Raw genomic sequence first — 16,481 nt, 5'->3', positions numbered from 1 at the left:
CAGGCAAAAGGAGGCGTTAGGTGACTATCGAGGCTTTCGACCGCGTCCACCTGGACGGCACCGGGATCGACCCGATCACCGAGGATGAGGTCGTGGCCGTGGTGCGGGACGCGCTCACCGCCGGGCGGGGCGGGCGCATCATCACCCCGAACATCGACATCCTGCGGCGCGCCGCGACCGACCCCCGGGCCCGCCGGCACCTGGACGACGCCGACCTGATCGTGGCCGACGGCATGCCGCTGATCTGGGCCAGCCGGCTCGGCGGCACGCCACTGCCCGAGCGGGTGGCCGGCAGCAGCCTGATCTGGTCCCTCTCCCGCGGCCTCGGCCGGGACGGCCGGTCGATCTTCGTGGTCGGCGGGGCGCCGGGCACCACGGACACCGCCCCCGGCGCGACCCGGGCCGCGGCGCGGCTCGCCGAGGACTGCCCCGGTCTGCGCATCGCCGGTGCGATCAGCCCGCCTTTCGGGTTCGAGCGGCGGGCGGCAGGTTACGCCCGGTTCCGCGCCGAGGTGATCGAGGCGCAGCCGGACCTGGTCTTCGTCGGGCTCGGCTTCCCGAAGCAGGAACGCGTGATCGAGAAGCTCCGCGAGCACCTGCCGGCGACCTGGTTCATCGGCTGCGGCGCCGCGGTCAACTTCGTCGCCGGTGATGTGCACCGGGCACCGCGCTGGATGCAGCGGACCGGTCTCGAGTGGGCGCACCGGCTCGGCGCCGAACCCCGCCGGCTGGCCGGCCGTTACCTCCGGCACGACGCGCCCTATGCCCTGCGGCTGCTGGCCCGCGCCCCCCGGAGCCGCAGCTAGCCGCCGCCGCGCGGCGGAGCCCGCGCCGGGAAGTGCCGCCGCGCGGCCGGCTCAGGAGACACGGGTGCGGCCGCGCGGGAAGCCGCGGAACCCGGCGCAGCGGCGGGCCGGACCCAGGCTCGCCACCCCGATCGTCGGCTGCGGCCACTGCTCGGCCGCGTAGCCCGCCTGCCAGGGGAAGCGCCCCGCCGGGTCGGGCCAGACCAGTTGGCGCAGGCGGACCCGGTCCTCGCCGTAGCGGTAGTAGGCCGAGCCGGGGAAGATCTCGTCGGTCGGCTCGCCGGCCACCACCAGCAGGTCGTGACCGGCGACCAGGCCGCTGACCCGGCGGCCGTGGCGCAGCGGCTCGCCGGCGTCCCGCAGGACCCGCGCGGCTGCCCCGTTGAGCAGGGCGCCGGTGAGGTCGAGCGGGACGCCCGCGACGGCCACCTCGGGGTGGCCGAAGCCGGTCAGGCCGACCGTGTAGCCGAACGGCGACGTGTCGGGCGGGTCCTCCTCGGTCGGCTCGACGTGGACGACGGTCCACCCGTATTTGTCGATCAGCCTGCTCTGTTCCTCGAAGAAGTCGTCGAGGTCCATCGGTGGCACCCCCGCCAGTGAGGTTCGGGATTACCGTGCCATCTTGAAACAGGTGTACGACACTTTTAGATGATCAAGGGTTGAAGTAGGGGTCCTTCACCATCGTGTGGAAGGCGTCGAACGCCGGCTTGTCGCCGCTGAGCTGGAAATGCTGGTTCGGCTTGTTCCGTTCCGGGTTGGACTCGAAGTAGGCGACCGCCTTGATCTGCGGGTTCGCCTTGAAGGTCCGCTCGGCGTCGGCGAGCCACGCCGCCCGGCCCGCCGACCCCCACACCTTCGCCACCCCGAACTCCCCGATCACGATCGGCTTGGGCCGTTGCGCCGCCCAGTCCAGGAACGGGCCCATCAGGGTGCCGATCGGCTGGAACTGCGCGCCGGCGTAGACGTCCACACAGGTCCAGTCCACCTGATCGTCGCCGGGGTAGAACTCCGGCGCGTCGCCGCGGACGAAGCCCTCGGCGGTCGGGCACCACACCCAGGACACGTTGGTGGTCCGTTCCTGCCGGAAGATGTTCCGCACGTACTTCCAGGCCGCGACGTAGTCGGCGCCGGACCACATGGTGGCCCGCAGGTTCGGCCGGTCCATCTCCCAGCGCATCCGCAGCATCACCGGCTGCTTGATCCGGCGGATCGACCGGGCCTGCTTGCGGATCATCTTGTCGTGGTCGCCGGCCAGGATGGAGCGGTTGTCGCCGGTCGCCCAGCTGATCATGAGGTTGGCGCCCTGCGACAGGAACTCCTTGTCGGACGGTGTGCCCATCATCTGGTCGAACCGGCGGTACGTGTTGATGAAGTCCAGCCGCCGGCCCAGCGACTGCTCGAGCCCGCCGACCGCGCTGATCCGGCCGACGTGGGTCAACTCGTCCGGCTTGATCCAGGCGCCGACGTAGGCGCCCTTCTCCGGCGGTTCGAACGGGCCGGCCCGGAACGGCCCGGCGTTCACCGCGACGGCCCGCGGTGGGCTGCTCAGGTCGGGCGGCCGCGCCGGCGCGGGTTCCTTGCGCCGGTCCTCGGTGCAGCCGGTCAGCAGCAACAGGGCGGTGGCGGTGACGGCGACGACGACCTTACGCATGGACCCGCCGCGCGGTGTAGAGGACGTTCACCGCGTACCCGTCCGTGCCGGGCAGCCGGCGGGCCGCCGCGTCCGCGATCCGCGCCGTCCGGCTCTCGTGCAGCGACGGGGTGAGCATCGAGAAGCCGCGCCGCTCGACGATCTCGAAGCCGTGCCGGGCCAGCAGTCCCGCCACCTGCTCGTGGGAGAGCTCGGCGAACCAGCGTTCGCCGTCGTGCTTGCGGGCGCGCAGGTGCCGCAGCGAGCCGGCGTTGCCGTGGTTCTCCACGACCAGCAGGCCCGACCCGCGGTGCGGCAGGGCCTTGGCGGCGAACGCGAGGGCGCGGTCGCGTACCCCGTCGTCGACGTTGAGCAGGAGCCGGAAGATGGTGACCAGCGCCGGGAAGCCGGCGGGCACCGGGGTGGGCACCGGGCCGTCCATCGGGACCTGGTGCCAGTACGCCCGGGAGCCCACGTCGGCCGCCTTGGCCATCATCTCGGCCGACGTGTCGTACCCGTGCGCCTCCCGGACCAGTCCGTGCAGGGCTCGGATCGCCCGGCCGGTTCCGCACGCGAAGTCGTGGTGCACCGGCGGGTGCTCGGTGAACTCGCGGCGCACGAGGGACCGCAGGTAGTCCCGCTGCCGGTCGCTGATCCGGGACGCGTAGCTGTCCGGTGCGTACGTCACGTTCTCGTACTTCTCGACCGCGGCGGCGTCCTGGAACACCTCGGTGTACTCGCTTGTCAACTCTCCTCCAAGTGAGATCGTCGGGCGAAGGCGGCGAGGCCCAGCTCGCGGCGCAGCAGCCAGGCCCCCGCGCAGTAGGCGGGTGCGGCGACGGCCAGCGCCGGTGCCAGACCGGCCGGTCCGGCGAGCGCGGTGACCGCCGCGGGCAGCACGCCGAAGCAGCCGAGCGACAGCAGCGCGGCGGCCCGGGTGCCGGTGCCGAACGGGTGCAGCCCGGTGCTGCGGTGCACCTGGGCGAGCGGCAGCAGGTTGTTCACGACCACGGCGCTGGCCAGTGCGACGGCCGCGCCGAGCGCACCGTGGCGCGGGATCAGCAGCAGGTCGAGGCCGACCATCACGACCAGCGCGACGAGCACGTTGCCCAGGTTCATCGAGGTGCGGCCGGCCATCGCCAGCACCATGTCGACCATCCCGCAGCCGGTGGCCACCAGCATCGCGCCGGCCAGCACCAGGACCACCGGGCGGCCGGCGGCGTACTCGGCGCCGAAGAGCCGCAGGTACCAGGGCGCGCAGGCGATCACGAGCAGGTTGATCGGCCAGGTGACGAGCACCAGCCAGCCGGTGGCGGTCTGGTAGAGCCGGTTCGCGGCGGCGGAGTCGCCGGTGCTCAGCGCCTCGGCGAGCCGCGGCTGCACCGACTGTGACAGGCCCTGGTTGGCGAACTGGATCAGCACCACGAACCGGCCGGCGACCGCGTAGACCGCGGCCGGGGCGAGCCCGCCGAGGGCGGCCACCAGCAGCACGTCCACCCGTTGCAGGGCGAGCTGGGCGACCGCCGCGAGGGCGCGCGGCCCGGTGAAGCGCCAGAACTCGCGGCGCAGGCGGCGGCGTTCCTCCGGGCGGGTGGTCACTCCGGGCGGGCGATGACTGAGGTACGCGGACCGCGCGGCCCACCCCGCCAGGATCGCCACCGGCAGGTACGGCGCCGCCCAGGCCAGCGCGAAGACCGGCAGTGAGGCCGCCAGCCAGAGGGTGGCCACCCCGGCCGCGCTGACGGCCACCAGTTGCAGCCCGCTGCGCAGCACCTTGTCGAGCAGCACGGTCGGCCGCATGGCCCGGTAGCCGCGGGTCACCGTGAGCAGCACGTCGGTCAGGGCCTGCGCCGGCAGGAAGACGGCGAGGACCCGCAGGCCGGCGGCGTGCTCGGTGACCAGGTGCGGCGACTCGCCGGCGGTCAGCCGGGCGATCGCCGGCGCCGCCGTCCACATCGCCGCCGCCAGCACCAGGGAGAACACCGCCACCGGTGGGATGCCGGTGCGCAGGCAGGCGCCGAGCAGGTGGCTGCGCCCGGTGGCCCGCAGCCGGGCCGGCCAGTAGACCAGCCCGGTGTTGGTGCCCAGCTTCGCCAGGCCGCCGGCCAGCACGAACGCGGCCGTGGCGGCGAAGAAGGCGCCGGCCTGCTCGGCGCCGAGGGTGCGCGCGACCACCCAGGTGACCACCACTCCGGTCCCGCCGGCCAGCGCCGAGCCGGCCATGTTCGCGAGCCCGCCACGGGCGGCGCCGCGGGCCGCCCGGTCCGGGCCCGCGGGCAGGGTGGTCGTGGTCACGTGCGGCGCCAGATCGGGGTGTGCCCGAGCCAGCTGGCCAGCGCCTCGTCGTGCGACTGGTAGTAGGCCTGCAGCTCACGCCGCAGACCGGGGTCCATGTCGCTGGTCCGGGGCCGGGCGTTGTGCCGCTCGAACGGCGGGCGCGGCAGGTCGGTGGGCAGGCCGAGGAAGTCGCAGATCTCGTCGTAGACCGGTTCCGGGTCGGTGAAGAAGCGCTCGCTCTCCACCACGTGGATGCGTTCCCGGCCGACGTGCTGCGCCATCACGCCCAGGTAGCGGGCGTACTCGCCGCGGCCCCGGTAGGCGTGGTGCTGGTGGGCGAAGCTGTAGTAGGCGGGGTCCTCGGCGAGCCGTTCCTCCTGGCGGTGCAGCCGGGCCGGTTCCAGCGCGAGGGCCGCGCCGAAGTCACGTTCCGACTCGTAGGCGCGGGCCACCTCGTGGTGGTGCTGCGAGTACGCCCGTTCGACCGGGTCACGGACCAGCACGATGAGCCGGGCGTACGGCAGGTCGCGGGCGATCCGGGCGGCCGCCTGCGGGTGGTACATGTAGTACGGGCTGGATTCGAAGGTGCGCGCCGGCACCCCGTACCGCTCGGCCACCTTCTCCGCACTGCGCAGCAGCGGGAAATGCGCGCGGTACCAGTCGAGCCCGCGGTGGTACGCGGTGTCGAAGTAGTGCACGCCCTTGTGCAGCACGGCCTTGAGCACCACGGGGTGCGCGGCCAGTGCGCGGTAGAGGGAGGTGGTGCCGCATCGCTGACCGCCGCAGATCAGGAACGACGGCAGCATCCGGTTCTCCGCGGTGAGCCGGCCGTAGGAGCGGGAGCCCAGGTGCACCACCCGCTTCATCGGGGCGGGCAACTTGCGTACGTCCATGGTCTCTAGAGCTCCTCTACGCGGCGGATCAGCACCGGCAGCAGCCACGTGCCGAGCACGCCGAGCCGCGCACCGGCCTCCGCCTGCCGGTCGGTCAGGTAACGGACGGCCAGGTCGACCAGGTACAGCAGCGCGGTGATCTCCCGGGACACCGGCGCGACGCCGAACGGGGCCAGGAGTTCGTCGCTGCGGCGTACGGTCGCCTCCACCGCGGCCCGGGCGTCCCCGGTGGACTGGATGCGGGTCTGCAGCTCGTGGTGCACCGCGTCGAAGCCGAGCGGCACCCCGGTGGCGAACCGTTCCCAGTCCCACACCAGCAGGGAGCCCTCGACGTTCGCCATGTTCCACGGCGCCCAGTCGCCGTGCCACGCGCCGTACCGCAGCGTGGTGTCGCCGGAGTGCGCGGCAAGCACACCCACGGCGGCCGCCAGCCCGGCGCCCTCCGGCCGGTCCGCCACGGCGCCGAGCCGCGCCTGGAGTTCCTGCCAGTACCCGCTGCCGGTCAGCGGCCCGCTGGTGAACCCGCGGCAGCCGGCCACGTCGAGCATCGCGGCGGTGAGCCGGCGGGGGGTCAGCGGCGCCCGGGGGAGCCAGACCGGCAGCGCCGACTGGATCAGCACCTCGGAGTCGCGCCACTGCCCGGCGTGCAGCACCACCGGCACGGCCAGCTTGCTCAGGTTGCTGGTGGCGAGCGTGGTGAGTGCCGCGGTCTCGGCCTTGACCAGGCTCCGGGTCAGCGGGCCGGTGCCGAGCTTGCCGAACGCGAACGTGTCGCCGTCGGTGCTGAGCAGCTGCAGCACCGGTTTGCGGTTGGCCCGCGCCGGCCCGATGTGGATGCTCACGGCCAGGTCCCGGCGCAGCGCGTCGCTCAGGTACCCGTCGATGCCGGCCGAGGCGGGCCCGGTCACCCGGATCCGGTCGCGGAAGAGCAGCCCGGTGGTGCGGGTGTGCACGGCGGCGACCACGGCGTCGCGCTTGAGCCGGGCCAGGCGGGATTGGGGTTCCGCGTACCGGCGGACGGCGGCCGCGGCGACCGCCGGGTTCAGGGTCGGCACCAGCAGGCGTGGCCGGCGCGCGTTCGGCACGACCAGGTACTCGGCCACCACCGGTCCCGGCCCACCGCCGGTGTCGCACGGTGCCGGGTAGAGCTGACCGAGCACTTCGGCGAGGTATCGGGTCCGCAGGGCCGCGTCGTCGGCGGTGAGTTCCGCGGGCGCGGTCTTGACCGGACTCATTCGTTGTCCTTCCCCTCGAGCCAGTTGCGCCAGAGCAGCGCATACGCCAGAACCATGAAGGCCAGGGGGGTGACCAGCGAGTTGTACCAGAGCATCGCCGAGAACGAGGTGACGATGGCTCCGCTCGCGGCCACCCCGATCGCGGTCCGGTCGCGGCGGAAGCGCCACAGCCCGTACCCGAAGAAGCCGAGATATCCCACCGTGCCGGCCGCGCCGTGCGCGTAGAGCAGCTGCCAGAGCTGCCCGTTGCCGCCGACCGTGAAGTTGCCGCACCGCTCGCAGCCCGCGCTCTCCCCGACCGTGATCGAGTTGCGGCCGCCGAGGGTGTTGCGGGTACCGCCGTAACCGATCACCGGGGACGCGGCGAAGCCGTCGATCGCCTTCTCGATCAGGAACGAGCGGACTCCGTTGGACTTGCCGTTGTCGAGCCGGGCCTGCACGGTGCCGCCGAGCGGGGTGGCGACCAGGGCGGCGGTCAGCGTGCCGGCCGCGACGAGCACCGCCCCGATGATCCAGAGGCGGCCGGCCAGCACGAGACGGATCGCCACGTAGACGACGAGCACGCCGATGCCGATCCAGAGGCCCCGGTTGAGCGAGGCCACCGCCGGCACGATCGAGACGACCAGGCAGAGCATCGCCAGCGCCTTCTTACCGGCCGAGCGGCTCGCCCATGCCGCCACCAGCAGGAAGCCGACGAGCAGGCAGAAGTTGTTGCCCCAGGTGTTGGTGTAGCCCCAGGGCGCGGCCGGCCGGGGCTTCTCGCCGCCGACCAGGTCCATGATCTGCGCGGCGTACGGGTGCACCAGCGACCGCACGAACCCCTTGTTCCGCACCCCCGAGGGAAGCAGCCACTCCACCGGCGAGGTGAACTCGAAGGTCCCGGCCACCATGCCGAGCAGGCCGCCCGCGACGGTCAGCACGAACATGCCGCCGAGCAGGCGCACCAGCCGGTGCCGGGAGAGTTCCACCTCGGTCAGGTTGCCGGCGTAGACCAGCAGGACGGTCAGGGACGCGTACATCGACAGCTTGTAGACGACGGCCGGCAGCCGGCTGCTCGCCCGCTCCACCACCGTGCCCGCCGGGTCCGCGCCCAGGGCGGCGATGCTCACCACCACCGCGATGAGGAAGATCGCCCACCACGCGAAGCCGGGTGGCAGCCGCAGCGGCCGCCCGGCCGTGCGCCGGCGGACCAGCAGGAACAGCATCGGCACCGCCATCAGCGGGAAGATCAGCACGCCGAGACCGAGCGCCCACCAGAGCGGGTAGAGCAGCAGGATGCCGGCGACCGGCCAGGCCGGCAGGGAGCGGTTCTTGGCGCTGCGGTTGGCCGGTCCGGCGACGGGGATCGCCGGGGCGACCGCTGTCATTTCTCGTCGCCGTCCGCGCTGGTGATCTTCTCGATGACGGCGGTCTCGTCGGTCACACCCTCGGCCGGGCGCTGGCGCGGCGAACCGGCGAACTGGAGCCTCTGGGTGTGTTCCTCGGCCGCGTGCGGTGCGAGGGTGACCGCCGGGGCCACCACGTCGCTCGGGCGCACCGGCGCGAGCCGGGGCATCACCACGGCGCCGAGCAGCCGGGTGCCGACCCGCTGCAACTGCTCGCCGGCGTCCAGCAGGGCGGGCCGCGTGGAGCGGCGCAGCTCGACCGCGAGGATGGCCGCGTCGGCGAGACTGGCCAGGCTCTGCGCGTCGGCACTGCTGCTCGTCGACGGTGCCTCGATCACCACGTACCCGCTCTGCCGCCGCAGCGACGCCAGGGTGTCCTTGAGCCGCTGCGACTGCATCAGCCCGGCGGCGGTGGCGGCACCACCGGTGGTGATCACCCGCAGCGACGGGATGCGCGGCGTGCGCTGCAACGCGTGCACCAGCGAGACCCGCCCGGCGAGCAGGTCGGAGAGGCCGGGCACGGCGGAGACCCCGAGCATCCGCGCCAGCGGCGCGGCGTCCACGACACTGTCCGGCAGGTGCGCCCCGATCAGGACCACATCGCTTCCGGTACGGGCCAGCGCGGCCGCCAGGTTCGCGGCGACGAGCGTGCTCGCCGATCCCCGGCTGGTCCCGGTGACCACGATGATCTGGTCGCCGTCCCGCAGGCTGGCGAGCACCTCGTTGCGGAGCCGGTTGAAGACCCGGCCGCCCGGCCCGTACGGCTGGACCACGTCGTCGAAGTGCGGGGTGCTGCGGTCGTCGAGCGCGGCCAGCACCGGAACCCGGCCCCGGTCGCGGACGTCGGCCGCGGTGACGAGCCGCCTGTCGAACCGTTCCCGCAGGTAGGCCAGGCCGAGACCGAGCAGGAGCCCGATCATGCCGCCGGTACCCACGTTGAGCAGGGTGTTCGGGCTGGTCGGACGCTCCGGCAGGCGGGCGTCGCTGATGATGCTGCCGCCGCCGACCATGGTGGTGGTCAGCTCGTTGAGCCGGCCGGTCAGCGAGTTCAGCTGGTTCTGCGAGTTGTTCCGCAGGCTCAGCAGGTTGCTCTCGGTGGAGCTGCCCGGCGCGGCCGCGGCCAGTCTCGCGTTGATCCCGGTGAGCGCGCCGGTCAGCTGCTTGACCTTAAGGTTCAGCGAACTGATCTGCTTGTCCAGCTGCGCCCGCGCGGTCTCCTCACGGTTGCGCAGGTAGGCCTCGGCGAACGCGTGCGACCCGTACTGGGCCGCCTCCGGCTTGTCGGCCTGGAACGTGATCACCAGGACCGTGGTGTTCGCCGGCACCTGCACCGACACCGAGCGGGCCAGTTCGACCGGGGACACTCCGGAGCGCAGCAGCGCGGCGGCCTTCACGGCCACCGCACCGGAGCCCACCAGCTGTGCCTCGGTGTCCAGGTTCACCGCACCCTTGGTGCGGCCACCCTGGGCGTTGGTGTCCTGGTCGACGGACTGTACGAGGACCGAGGTCGACGATTCGTACACCTTGGGCATGGCCTGCGTGAGGCCGGCGCCCGCGCTCAGGCCCGCCCCCGTGGCCACCAGGGCGATCCACCAGTGCCGGCGGAATGCTCCGAGGTATTGGGTGACATCGGCGGACGCAGGGCGAGACGCTTCCATCAGAGTTCGGCGGCCCTTCCGGGTATAGGAGTGTTTCGGGCGTTTCGCCCCAGGGGGGTAAACGCCGCACTCCCGCCGCGAGTGATGGGGCTACGTCAGTTTGGGCTCCACCCAGCCGTTCTCCACCAGGTGGTTGAGGACCACGTCGACCGCCTCGGGCACGGTCATCGTGGTGGTGTCGATGGTCAGTTCGGGGTTGACGGGCACCTCGTACGGGTCGTCGATCCCGGTCATGCCACGCAGCTGACCGGCCCTGGCCCGCGCGTAGAGGCCCTTGCGGTCCCGCCGCTCACAGACCTCCAGCGGGGTGGCGACGTGCACCAGGACGAACCCGGCACCGGCCTCCATCGCCATCCGCCGGGCCGCCGCCCGGGCCGCCTCGTAGGGCGCGATCGGACAGCACACCGCCATGCCCCGGTGCCGGCCCACCTCGGCCGCGACCCAGCCGATCCGGCGCACGTTGCGGTCCCGGTCGGCCTTGCTGAAGCCCAGCCCGGCGGTCAGCTCCCGGCGCACCACGTCGCCGTCGAGCAGGGTGATGGTCCGCTCGCCGTTCTCCCGCATGGCGTCGGCCAGGTTGCGCGCGATCGTCGACTTGCCGGACCCGGAGAGGCCGGTGAAGAAGACCACCAGCCCCCGGTGCCGGCGTGGCGGGCGGATGTGTGCCAGCTCCTTGGCGACGGCCGGCGGGGTGTGCCACTCGGGCAGCGGGAAACCGCGGTCCAGCAGGTCGTCGATCTCGGCCGGGGTCATCGCGAGGCGGCGGTTGCGCGGCGGGATGTCGTCGCGCCAGCGCCACTGCCCGTCCCGGTTGTCGTAGGCCAGCTCGCGCGGGACGAGCACACGCAGCCCGGCGCCGGAGAGCGTCTCGACGGTGGACAGGACGTGGGTCACCCCGTACGCCTGGGCCACCCGGGCGCGCAGCAGCGCGTCGCGCATCTCGTCGCCGCGGGTGAGCAGCGGCACCGCTACCACGGTGGCCGGGGGCATCCGGTCCCGGGCCGCGAAGACCGAGCGGACGAGTGACTCGGGTGGCAGGCCGTCCGGGCCGGGCCCGCTCACCGGGATGAGGATCAGCAGGTGCGCCGCGAGGGTGCGTGCGGCGTGCGCGATCTGCGCCAGTTGCGGCCGATGCAGCGGCCGGTCGGCGATCACGCCGAGCACCCGGCCCGGCGGGAGCAGCGCGGTCACTTCCTCGGGGGTACGGCGCAGGCGCTGGAACGGGCCGTGCCCGCCGTCGCCCATCCGGCGCACCGGGCCGCCGACGCCGAACCGGTTGACGCCCGTCTGCCAGACGTCGGTCACCTCGATCGCGGCGACCGGCGCGCCCTCCGGGTCGGTCAGCACGACCGTGCGCCGCCGCGGATCGGCCGGATCCAGCGTCTGTGCCAGTTCGCCGGGGACCTCCAGCGTCACCGGGACCGGCCACGGCATGCCGCCGGCGAGCCGGCCGGTGCGGGCCAGCGACGTCAGATCGGCCCGGCCCAGGAACCCGGTCAGTGGTGTGTATGCCCCGGAGAGCAGCAGCTCCAGGTCCGCAAGCTCGTACGGGCGCGGCGTGAAGGACGGCGCGTCCCGCAACACGTCCTCGGGCAGTACCGAACCATTCACCTTCGCATCCCCCTGCAGCAGATTGGGGGGACAGTTTCGCAGCCTCGATCCAGTGGGTCGAGACGGGCTCGGTCTCTTCTACGGATCTTCTTTCCGACACCCGGTCCGGACGCGTATAAAACGACTCAACTACAAAGTACCTTAAAACGTGTCTTTTCTGGACAATGCGCGATGATCCTTTGATACTGCCTGTTTGTGAAAACCAACCGATCCCGGCTCCTCCGGCCGGCCGCACTGAGCATGGCTTTCGTCATGTCGGTGACGGCCACCCTCGCCTGGGTGTGGACCGGCGGTCCCGACCGGTTCGGCCTCCACGACGAGCCGTACGGCGACCCGACCGTCGCCGCGCCGTCGACCGCCGCGCCACTGCCCGGCGCGCTCGCGCCGCTGTCCGGCCCCGCCGGTGACGTGTTCCGGGAGCCGGTGCTGCGCGGGTCCGCCGGCCGGATGCCCGGCGTGGTCCCCGCGCGGCACGCGGCGAACAGTGACCGTGCCGAGCGCCGGCGCTGCCGCACCGGCGCCAAGCTGGTGCCCACCTGCGGCGTGCTCTGGGGTGTGGCGCCCGGCGCGAAGACCGAGGCCCGCGGCCTGCAGGCACTGCGCGAGTTCGAGCGCAAGACCGGCCGGCACCAGGCGGTGTTCCACGCCTACCACCGCGGCATCAACGGCGTCTTCCCGACCGAGCAGGAGATCAGGATCTCCCGGGAGAAGGGCCGCGAGCGGATCCTGCTGCTCAACTGGAAGCCGGAGAGCACCACCTGGGCCCGGATCGCCCGCGGCGACCGGCGCACCGACGCGTTCATCGACCGGCTCGCGGCGCACCTGCGCGAGAACTACCGCGAGCGGTTCTTCTTCGCGATCCACCACGAGGCCGAGGATCAGGTACGCGAGCGGCCCGGCTCCGGCTACACCGCCCGTGACTACGCCGCGATGTTCCGGCACGTGGTGAAGCGGCTGCGGGCCCGGGGCGCGCACAACGTGGTCACCGTGCTGATCCACATGGCGTACGTCCCGCACACCACGAAGAGCTGGTTCACCCAGATGTACCCGGGCAACGACGTGGTCGACTGGATCGGGTTCGACACGTACTCCTACAGCGACCCCGGTTACGGCCACGGCGGCTTTGAAGAACTGCTCAACCGCCGGTCGGCGAGCAAGCCGGGGTGGCCCGGTTTCTACAACTGGGTGCGCGCCCGGCACCCCGGCAAACCCGTGATGGTCGCCGAGTGGGGTGTCTGGTTCTCCAAGCGCAACCCGGGTCACATGGCCCGCTTCTACCGGGAGGTGGGCCGGGGCATCACCCGCTACCCGGGCATCAAGGCGATGGTGCACTTCGAGACGCCGCACAACCACAAGGGGCAGAACTCGTCGGTGGACAGCACGCCGGCGGCGCTGCACGAATACCGCAAACTGGGCAAGCTGCCCGTGTTCCAGGTGTCGGTCGGACGCTGACGTTTCCTGTGAGGAGCCTGAGAGACCCTGAGAGCCCCTCAGGGTTACTTCCGGATCCGTGGGGTGCGGCGCCTTTCTAGGCTGAGGCCGTGACCATCATCGCTACGCAGGCGCTGACGAAGACGTACGGGGGCGGGGTGACCGCCCTCGCCGACCTGACCGTCGCCGTCGACGCCGGAGTCATCGGGCTCGTCGGCGCCAACGGCGCCGGCAAGAGCACCTTCATCAAAATCATGCTGGGCCTGATCGCGCCCAGCTCGGGCTCGGTCCGGGTCTTCGACCTGGACCCCGTCGTCCAGACCGACCAGGTCCGGGCGCGCGTCGGATACATGCCGGAGAACGACTGCCTGCCACAGGACGTCTCCGCCTCCGAGTTCGTCACCCACCTGGGCCGGATGAGCGGGCTGCCGCGCACCGCGGCGCGCGAACGGGCCTCCGAAGCGCTGCGCCACGTCGGCCTCTACGAGGAGCGCTACCGGCAGATCGGCGGCTACTCGACCGGCATGAAGCAGCGGGTCAAGCTGGCCCAGGCGCTGGTGCACGACCCCGACCTGCTGCTGCTCGACGAGCCGACGAACGGCCTCGACCCGGCGGGCCGCGACGCCATGCTGGCGCTGGTGCACCGCATCGGCACCGAGTTCGGCATCTCCGTCGTCGTCTGTTCGCACCTGCTCGGCGAGGTCGAGCGGATCTGTGACTCGCTCATCGCCATCGAGGGCGGGCGGCTGCTTCGCGCCGACCGCATCTCGAGCATGACCGAGGCCTTCGAGGTCCTCGCGGTCGAGGTCAGCGACGGTACGGACGAACTGGCCGCCGCACTCACCCAGGCGGGCATGACGGTGACCCGGGACGGTCGGCTGCTGCTCGTGCCGATGGACTCGGACGCCACCTACGACCGGATCCTGCGGGCCGTGACCGATCTCGATCTCTCCCTGCACCGCCTGGACCAGCGCCGGCACCGCGTCGCCGAGCTCTTCACCGCGAAGGAGACCGTCGATGTCTGACACCGGCGTCATCCATGACATCGGGTACCAGCGCTACGAGGGGGTGCGGCTGGGCCGGGGCGCGAGCTTTCTCGCGCTCTACATCCACGGCCTGCGCGCCGCGTTCGGCTTCGGCCGCTCGGCCAAGGCGAAGATCTTCCCCTGGCTGGTGGCCGGCATCATGCTGCTGGTCGCCGTGATCCTGGCGGCCGTCCGGTCCCAGCTCGACCAGGTGATCTTCACCTACGTCGAGTACGACGACCAGATGTCCTGGCTGGTCATCTTCTTCGTCGCGATCCTGGCGCCCGAACTGCTGTCCCGGGACATCCGGTCCGGCACCCTGCCGCTCTACTTCAGCCGGCCGCTACGCGCCGCCGACTACGTGGGCGCCAAGTTCGCTGCCATGGTCACCGCGGTCTGGCTGCTGCTCGGCGTACCGCAGCTGATCATGTTCCTGGGTGCCGCCTTCACCACGAAGACCGGCGCCTCCGGGGTGTGGAACGAATTCCTCGACCTCGCCCCCGGCTGGGGTTACAGCCTGCTCTGGGCACTGCTGTTCAGCAGCATCGGCCTGCTCGTCGCGTCGCTGACCGGTAAGCGCGCGTTCGCGGCCGGCGGCATCGTCGCCGTCTTCCTGATCACCACGCCGGTGGTGGGTGTGCTCAGCATCCTGACCTCCACGACCGCGAACCACCTGGCCGGCCTGGCCAGCCCGATGACCCTGATCGCCGGGGTCGGCAACTGGATCTCCGGCGGCGACAGCGAGATGTCGATGCCGATCGGCCGCTTCGGCCCGGTCTACGCCATCGAGGCGGTCTGCCTGATCGCCGCCTGCCTCCTGCTGCTGCTCGCCCGATACCGGAAGGTGGCCGCGCTGTGACGACCCAGACCATCGCCGCCGAGACCGACGCCCGCAGCACCGGCGTCGTCGAACTGACGAACGTGACCCGGTGGTACGGCAACGTCGTCGCCGTCAACGACATCAGCATGTCGCTCGGCGCCGGAGTCACCGGCCTGCTCGGCCCCAACGGCGCCGGCAAGACCACCGTGCTGCACATGATGGCCGGCTTCCTCGCGCCGTCCCGGGGCACCGTCACCGTCGACGGCGAGCCCACCTGGCGCAACCCCGGCGTCTACCGCGACCTGGGCCTGGTCACCGAACGTGAGGCGGTGCACTCGTTCCTCACCGCCGAACAGTTCGTGCTGGCCTGCGCCAAGATGCAGAAACTGCCCGACCCGGCCGCCGCGGCCCGCCACGCCCTCGAACTGGTCGAGATGACCGGTGCCGCCAACCGGCGGATCGGCACCTTCTCCAAGGGCATGCGCCAGCGCACCCGGGTCGCCGCCGCCCTCGTGCACAACCCGCGGGTGCTGCTGCTCGACGAACCCTTCAACGGCATGGACCCGCGCCAGCGGATGCACATGATGGAGTTGCTGCACTCGCTCGGCGAGCGCGGGCACACCATCCTGTTCAGCTCGCACATCCTGGAAGAGGTCGAGCAGGTCGCCGGCCTGGTCCAGGTCATCGTGGCGGGCCGGCTCGCCGCCTCCGGCGACTACCGCAAAATCCGCCGCCTGATGACGAACCGCCCGCACGTGTTCGCCGTGCGCAGCTCCGACGACCGGCGGCTCGCGGTGGCGCTGATCGGCGAGAAATCGGTGAGCGGCATCGAGATCGAGGCCGGCGGCATGACCGTGCGCGCCGCCGACTACGGCAGCTTCACCCGGGCGCTGCCGCGCATCGCCTTGGAGCAAGGCATCCGGCTGCACAAGCTGGTGCCCTCCGACGAGTCCCTGGAGAGTGTCTTCTCCTACCTGCTGGAGGCCTGATGTCCACCGTCGCACTCATCACGGCGCGGGGCCTCTTCGGTCAGCGCCGGGTGCTGATCCTGCTGCCCCTGCCCCTGCTGCTGATCGGCCTGGCCGCGATCTGCCGGGCGTACGACGTACCCGCCGACCAGTGGGGCGCCGCGGTCATCATCGGCCTCGGCTTCGCCGTGGTGCTCCCGGTCGTCTCGCTGATCGTCGGCACCGGCGTCCTCGGCTCCGAGGTGGACGACGGCACCCTGGTGCACATCCTCACCAAGCCGCTGGCCCGCCGCGACATCATCCTGGCGAAATACCTGGTCGCCGCGGTCGCCTCCGCGGTCACCGCCGCCGTCCCGCTTTTCGTCGCCGGCGTGCTCGCCGACGGCGCCACCTTCGGCACGGCACTGGCCGTCGCCGCGGTAGTCGGCGCCTTCGCCTACTCCGCCCTGTTCGTCCTGCTCAGCCTGCTGACCCGGCGCCCGGTCCTGCTCGGCCTGGTCTACATCCTGGTCTGGGAGGGCCTGCTGGGCCGCTTCCTGAGCGGCACCCGGGTCCTCTCCATCGAGCAGTACGTCATCACGATCGCCGACCGGATCGCCCCGACAACCATCCTGCCCACGCAGGTCGGCATCGGCACCGCGATCGTGATGAGCGCGGTCTTCGTCGTCGTCTGCACGGTCGTCGCCATCAACCGCCTGGGCAGTTTCAGCCTCGCCGGCGAGACCAGCTGACCGCATCACAG

General features: G+C 72.0%; 15 protein-coding genes. 6 read left to right on the top strand and 9 right to left on the bottom strand.

The features are described from left to right. The first annotated feature begins 20 nt into the window (after positions 1–20). Complete coding sequence (locus LPA41_RS19640) at positions 21–806, top strand: WecB/TagA/CpsF family glycosyltransferase (RefSeq protein ID WP_229072092.1); 786 nt, start codon at positions 21–23, stop codon at positions 804–806. Between the two features lie 51 nt (positions 807–857). Here LPA41_RS19640 and LPA41_RS19635 read toward each other — a convergent pair whose 3' ends face one another. The 9 genes from LPA41_RS19635 to cysC all read right to left on the bottom strand — a co-directional run bounded on the left by LPA41_RS19635 (position 858) and on the right by cysC (position 11,495). Next, a complete protein-coding gene (locus LPA41_RS19635; protein WP_229072091.1) occupies positions 858–1,385 on the bottom strand; it encodes a DUF4262 domain-containing protein in 528 nt (175 codons plus the stop codon). Between the two features lie 73 nt (positions 1,386–1,458). Then, positions 1,459–2,457 carry a glycosyl hydrolase gene (locus tag LPA41_RS19630; protein WP_229072090.1) on the bottom strand — a complete coding sequence of 333 codons (999 nt, stop codon included), beginning with the start codon at positions 2,455–2,457 and terminating at the stop codon, positions 1,459–1,461. Further along, on the bottom strand, positions 2,450–3,184 hold the full coding sequence (locus tag LPA41_RS19625; protein WP_229072089.1) for a class I SAM-dependent methyltransferase: 735 nt from the start codon (positions 3,182–3,184) through the stop codon (positions 2,450–2,452). The genes LPA41_RS19630 and LPA41_RS19625 overlap by 8 nt, the downstream gene beginning before the upstream one ends. Further along, positions 3,181–4,731 carry a lipopolysaccharide biosynthesis protein gene (locus tag LPA41_RS19620; RefSeq protein WP_229072088.1) on the bottom strand — a complete coding sequence of 517 codons (1,551 nt, stop codon included), beginning with the start codon at positions 4,729–4,731 and terminating at the stop codon, positions 3,181–3,183. The genes LPA41_RS19625 and LPA41_RS19620 overlap by 4 nt, the downstream gene beginning before the upstream one ends. Next, positions 4,728–5,606 carry a sulfotransferase gene (locus LPA41_RS19615; RefSeq protein WP_229072087.1) on the bottom strand — a complete coding sequence of 293 codons (879 nt, stop codon included), beginning with the start codon at positions 5,604–5,606 and terminating at the stop codon, positions 4,728–4,730. Before LPA41_RS19615 ends, LPA41_RS19620 begins: the two co-directional genes overlap by 4 nt. Positions 5,607–5,611: 5 nt before the next feature. Further along, positions 5,612–6,841, bottom strand: a complete 1,230-nt coding sequence (locus tag LPA41_RS19610; protein WP_229072086.1) for a hypothetical protein — start codon at positions 6,839–6,841, stop codon at positions 5,612–5,614. Beyond that, positions 6,838–8,208: a hypothetical protein gene (locus LPA41_RS19605; protein WP_229072085.1), complete on the bottom strand. Its 1,371-nt coding sequence runs from the start codon at positions 8,206–8,208 to the stop codon at positions 6,838–6,840. The genes LPA41_RS19610 and LPA41_RS19605 overlap by 4 nt, the downstream gene beginning before the upstream one ends. Then, entirely contained in the window at positions 8,205–9,806 is a 1,602-nt protein-coding gene (locus LPA41_RS19600; protein ID WP_229072084.1) for a lipopolysaccharide biosynthesis protein, read from the bottom strand. Before LPA41_RS19600 ends, LPA41_RS19605 begins: the two co-directional genes overlap by 4 nt. Before the next feature lie 168 nt (positions 9,807–9,974). After that, the gene (gene cysC, locus LPA41_RS19595) at positions 9,975–11,495 is read right to left on the bottom strand and encodes an adenylyl-sulfate kinase (protein ID WP_229072083.1); all 1,521 of its coding nucleotides are present in this window, start codon (positions 11,493–11,495) and stop codon (positions 9,975–9,977) included. 195 nt (positions 11,496–11,690) lie between these two features. On the opposite strand from cysC, the gene LPA41_RS19590 reads away from it, so the two are divergent. The 5 genes from LPA41_RS19590 (at position 11,691) to LPA41_RS19570 (ending at position 16,470) form a co-directional block, all read left to right on the top strand. Continuing rightward, the gene (locus LPA41_RS19590) at positions 11,691–12,947 is read left to right on the top strand and encodes a glycosyl hydrolase (protein ID WP_229072082.1); all 1,257 of its coding nucleotides are present in this window, start codon (positions 11,691–11,693) and stop codon (positions 12,945–12,947) included. A gap of 89 nt (positions 12,948–13,036) precedes the next feature. Then, positions 13,037–13,951 carry an ABC transporter ATP-binding protein gene (locus LPA41_RS19585; protein WP_229072081.1) on the top strand — a complete coding sequence of 305 codons (915 nt, stop codon included), beginning with the start codon at positions 13,037–13,039 and terminating at the stop codon, positions 13,949–13,951. After that, positions 13,944–14,810: an ABC transporter permease gene (locus LPA41_RS19580; protein ID WP_229072080.1), complete on the top strand. Its 867-nt coding sequence runs from the start codon at positions 13,944–13,946 to the stop codon at positions 14,808–14,810. The genes LPA41_RS19585 and LPA41_RS19580 overlap by 8 nt, the downstream gene beginning before the upstream one ends. 11 nt (positions 14,811–14,821) lie before the next feature. Further along, positions 14,822–15,760, top strand: a complete 939-nt coding sequence (locus tag LPA41_RS19575) for an ABC transporter ATP-binding protein (RefSeq protein WP_374238183.1) — start codon at positions 14,822–14,824, stop codon at positions 15,758–15,760. Further along, positions 15,760–16,470 carry an ABC transporter permease gene (locus LPA41_RS19570; protein WP_229072078.1) on the top strand — a complete coding sequence of 237 codons (711 nt, stop codon included), beginning with the start codon at positions 15,760–15,762 and terminating at the stop codon, positions 16,468–16,470. The genes LPA41_RS19575 and LPA41_RS19570 overlap by 1 nt, the downstream gene beginning before the upstream one ends. Positions 16,471–16,481: the final 11 nt, after the last annotated feature.

The sequence above is a fragment of the Actinoplanes sp. DH11 genome (assembly GCF_020873875.1).
Classification (GTDB): Bacteria; Actinomycetota; Actinomycetes; order Mycobacteriales; family Micromonosporaceae; genus Actinoplanes.
Note: the sequence above shows the minus strand (reverse complement) of the source record. Positions and strands in the feature narration are given on the sequence as shown.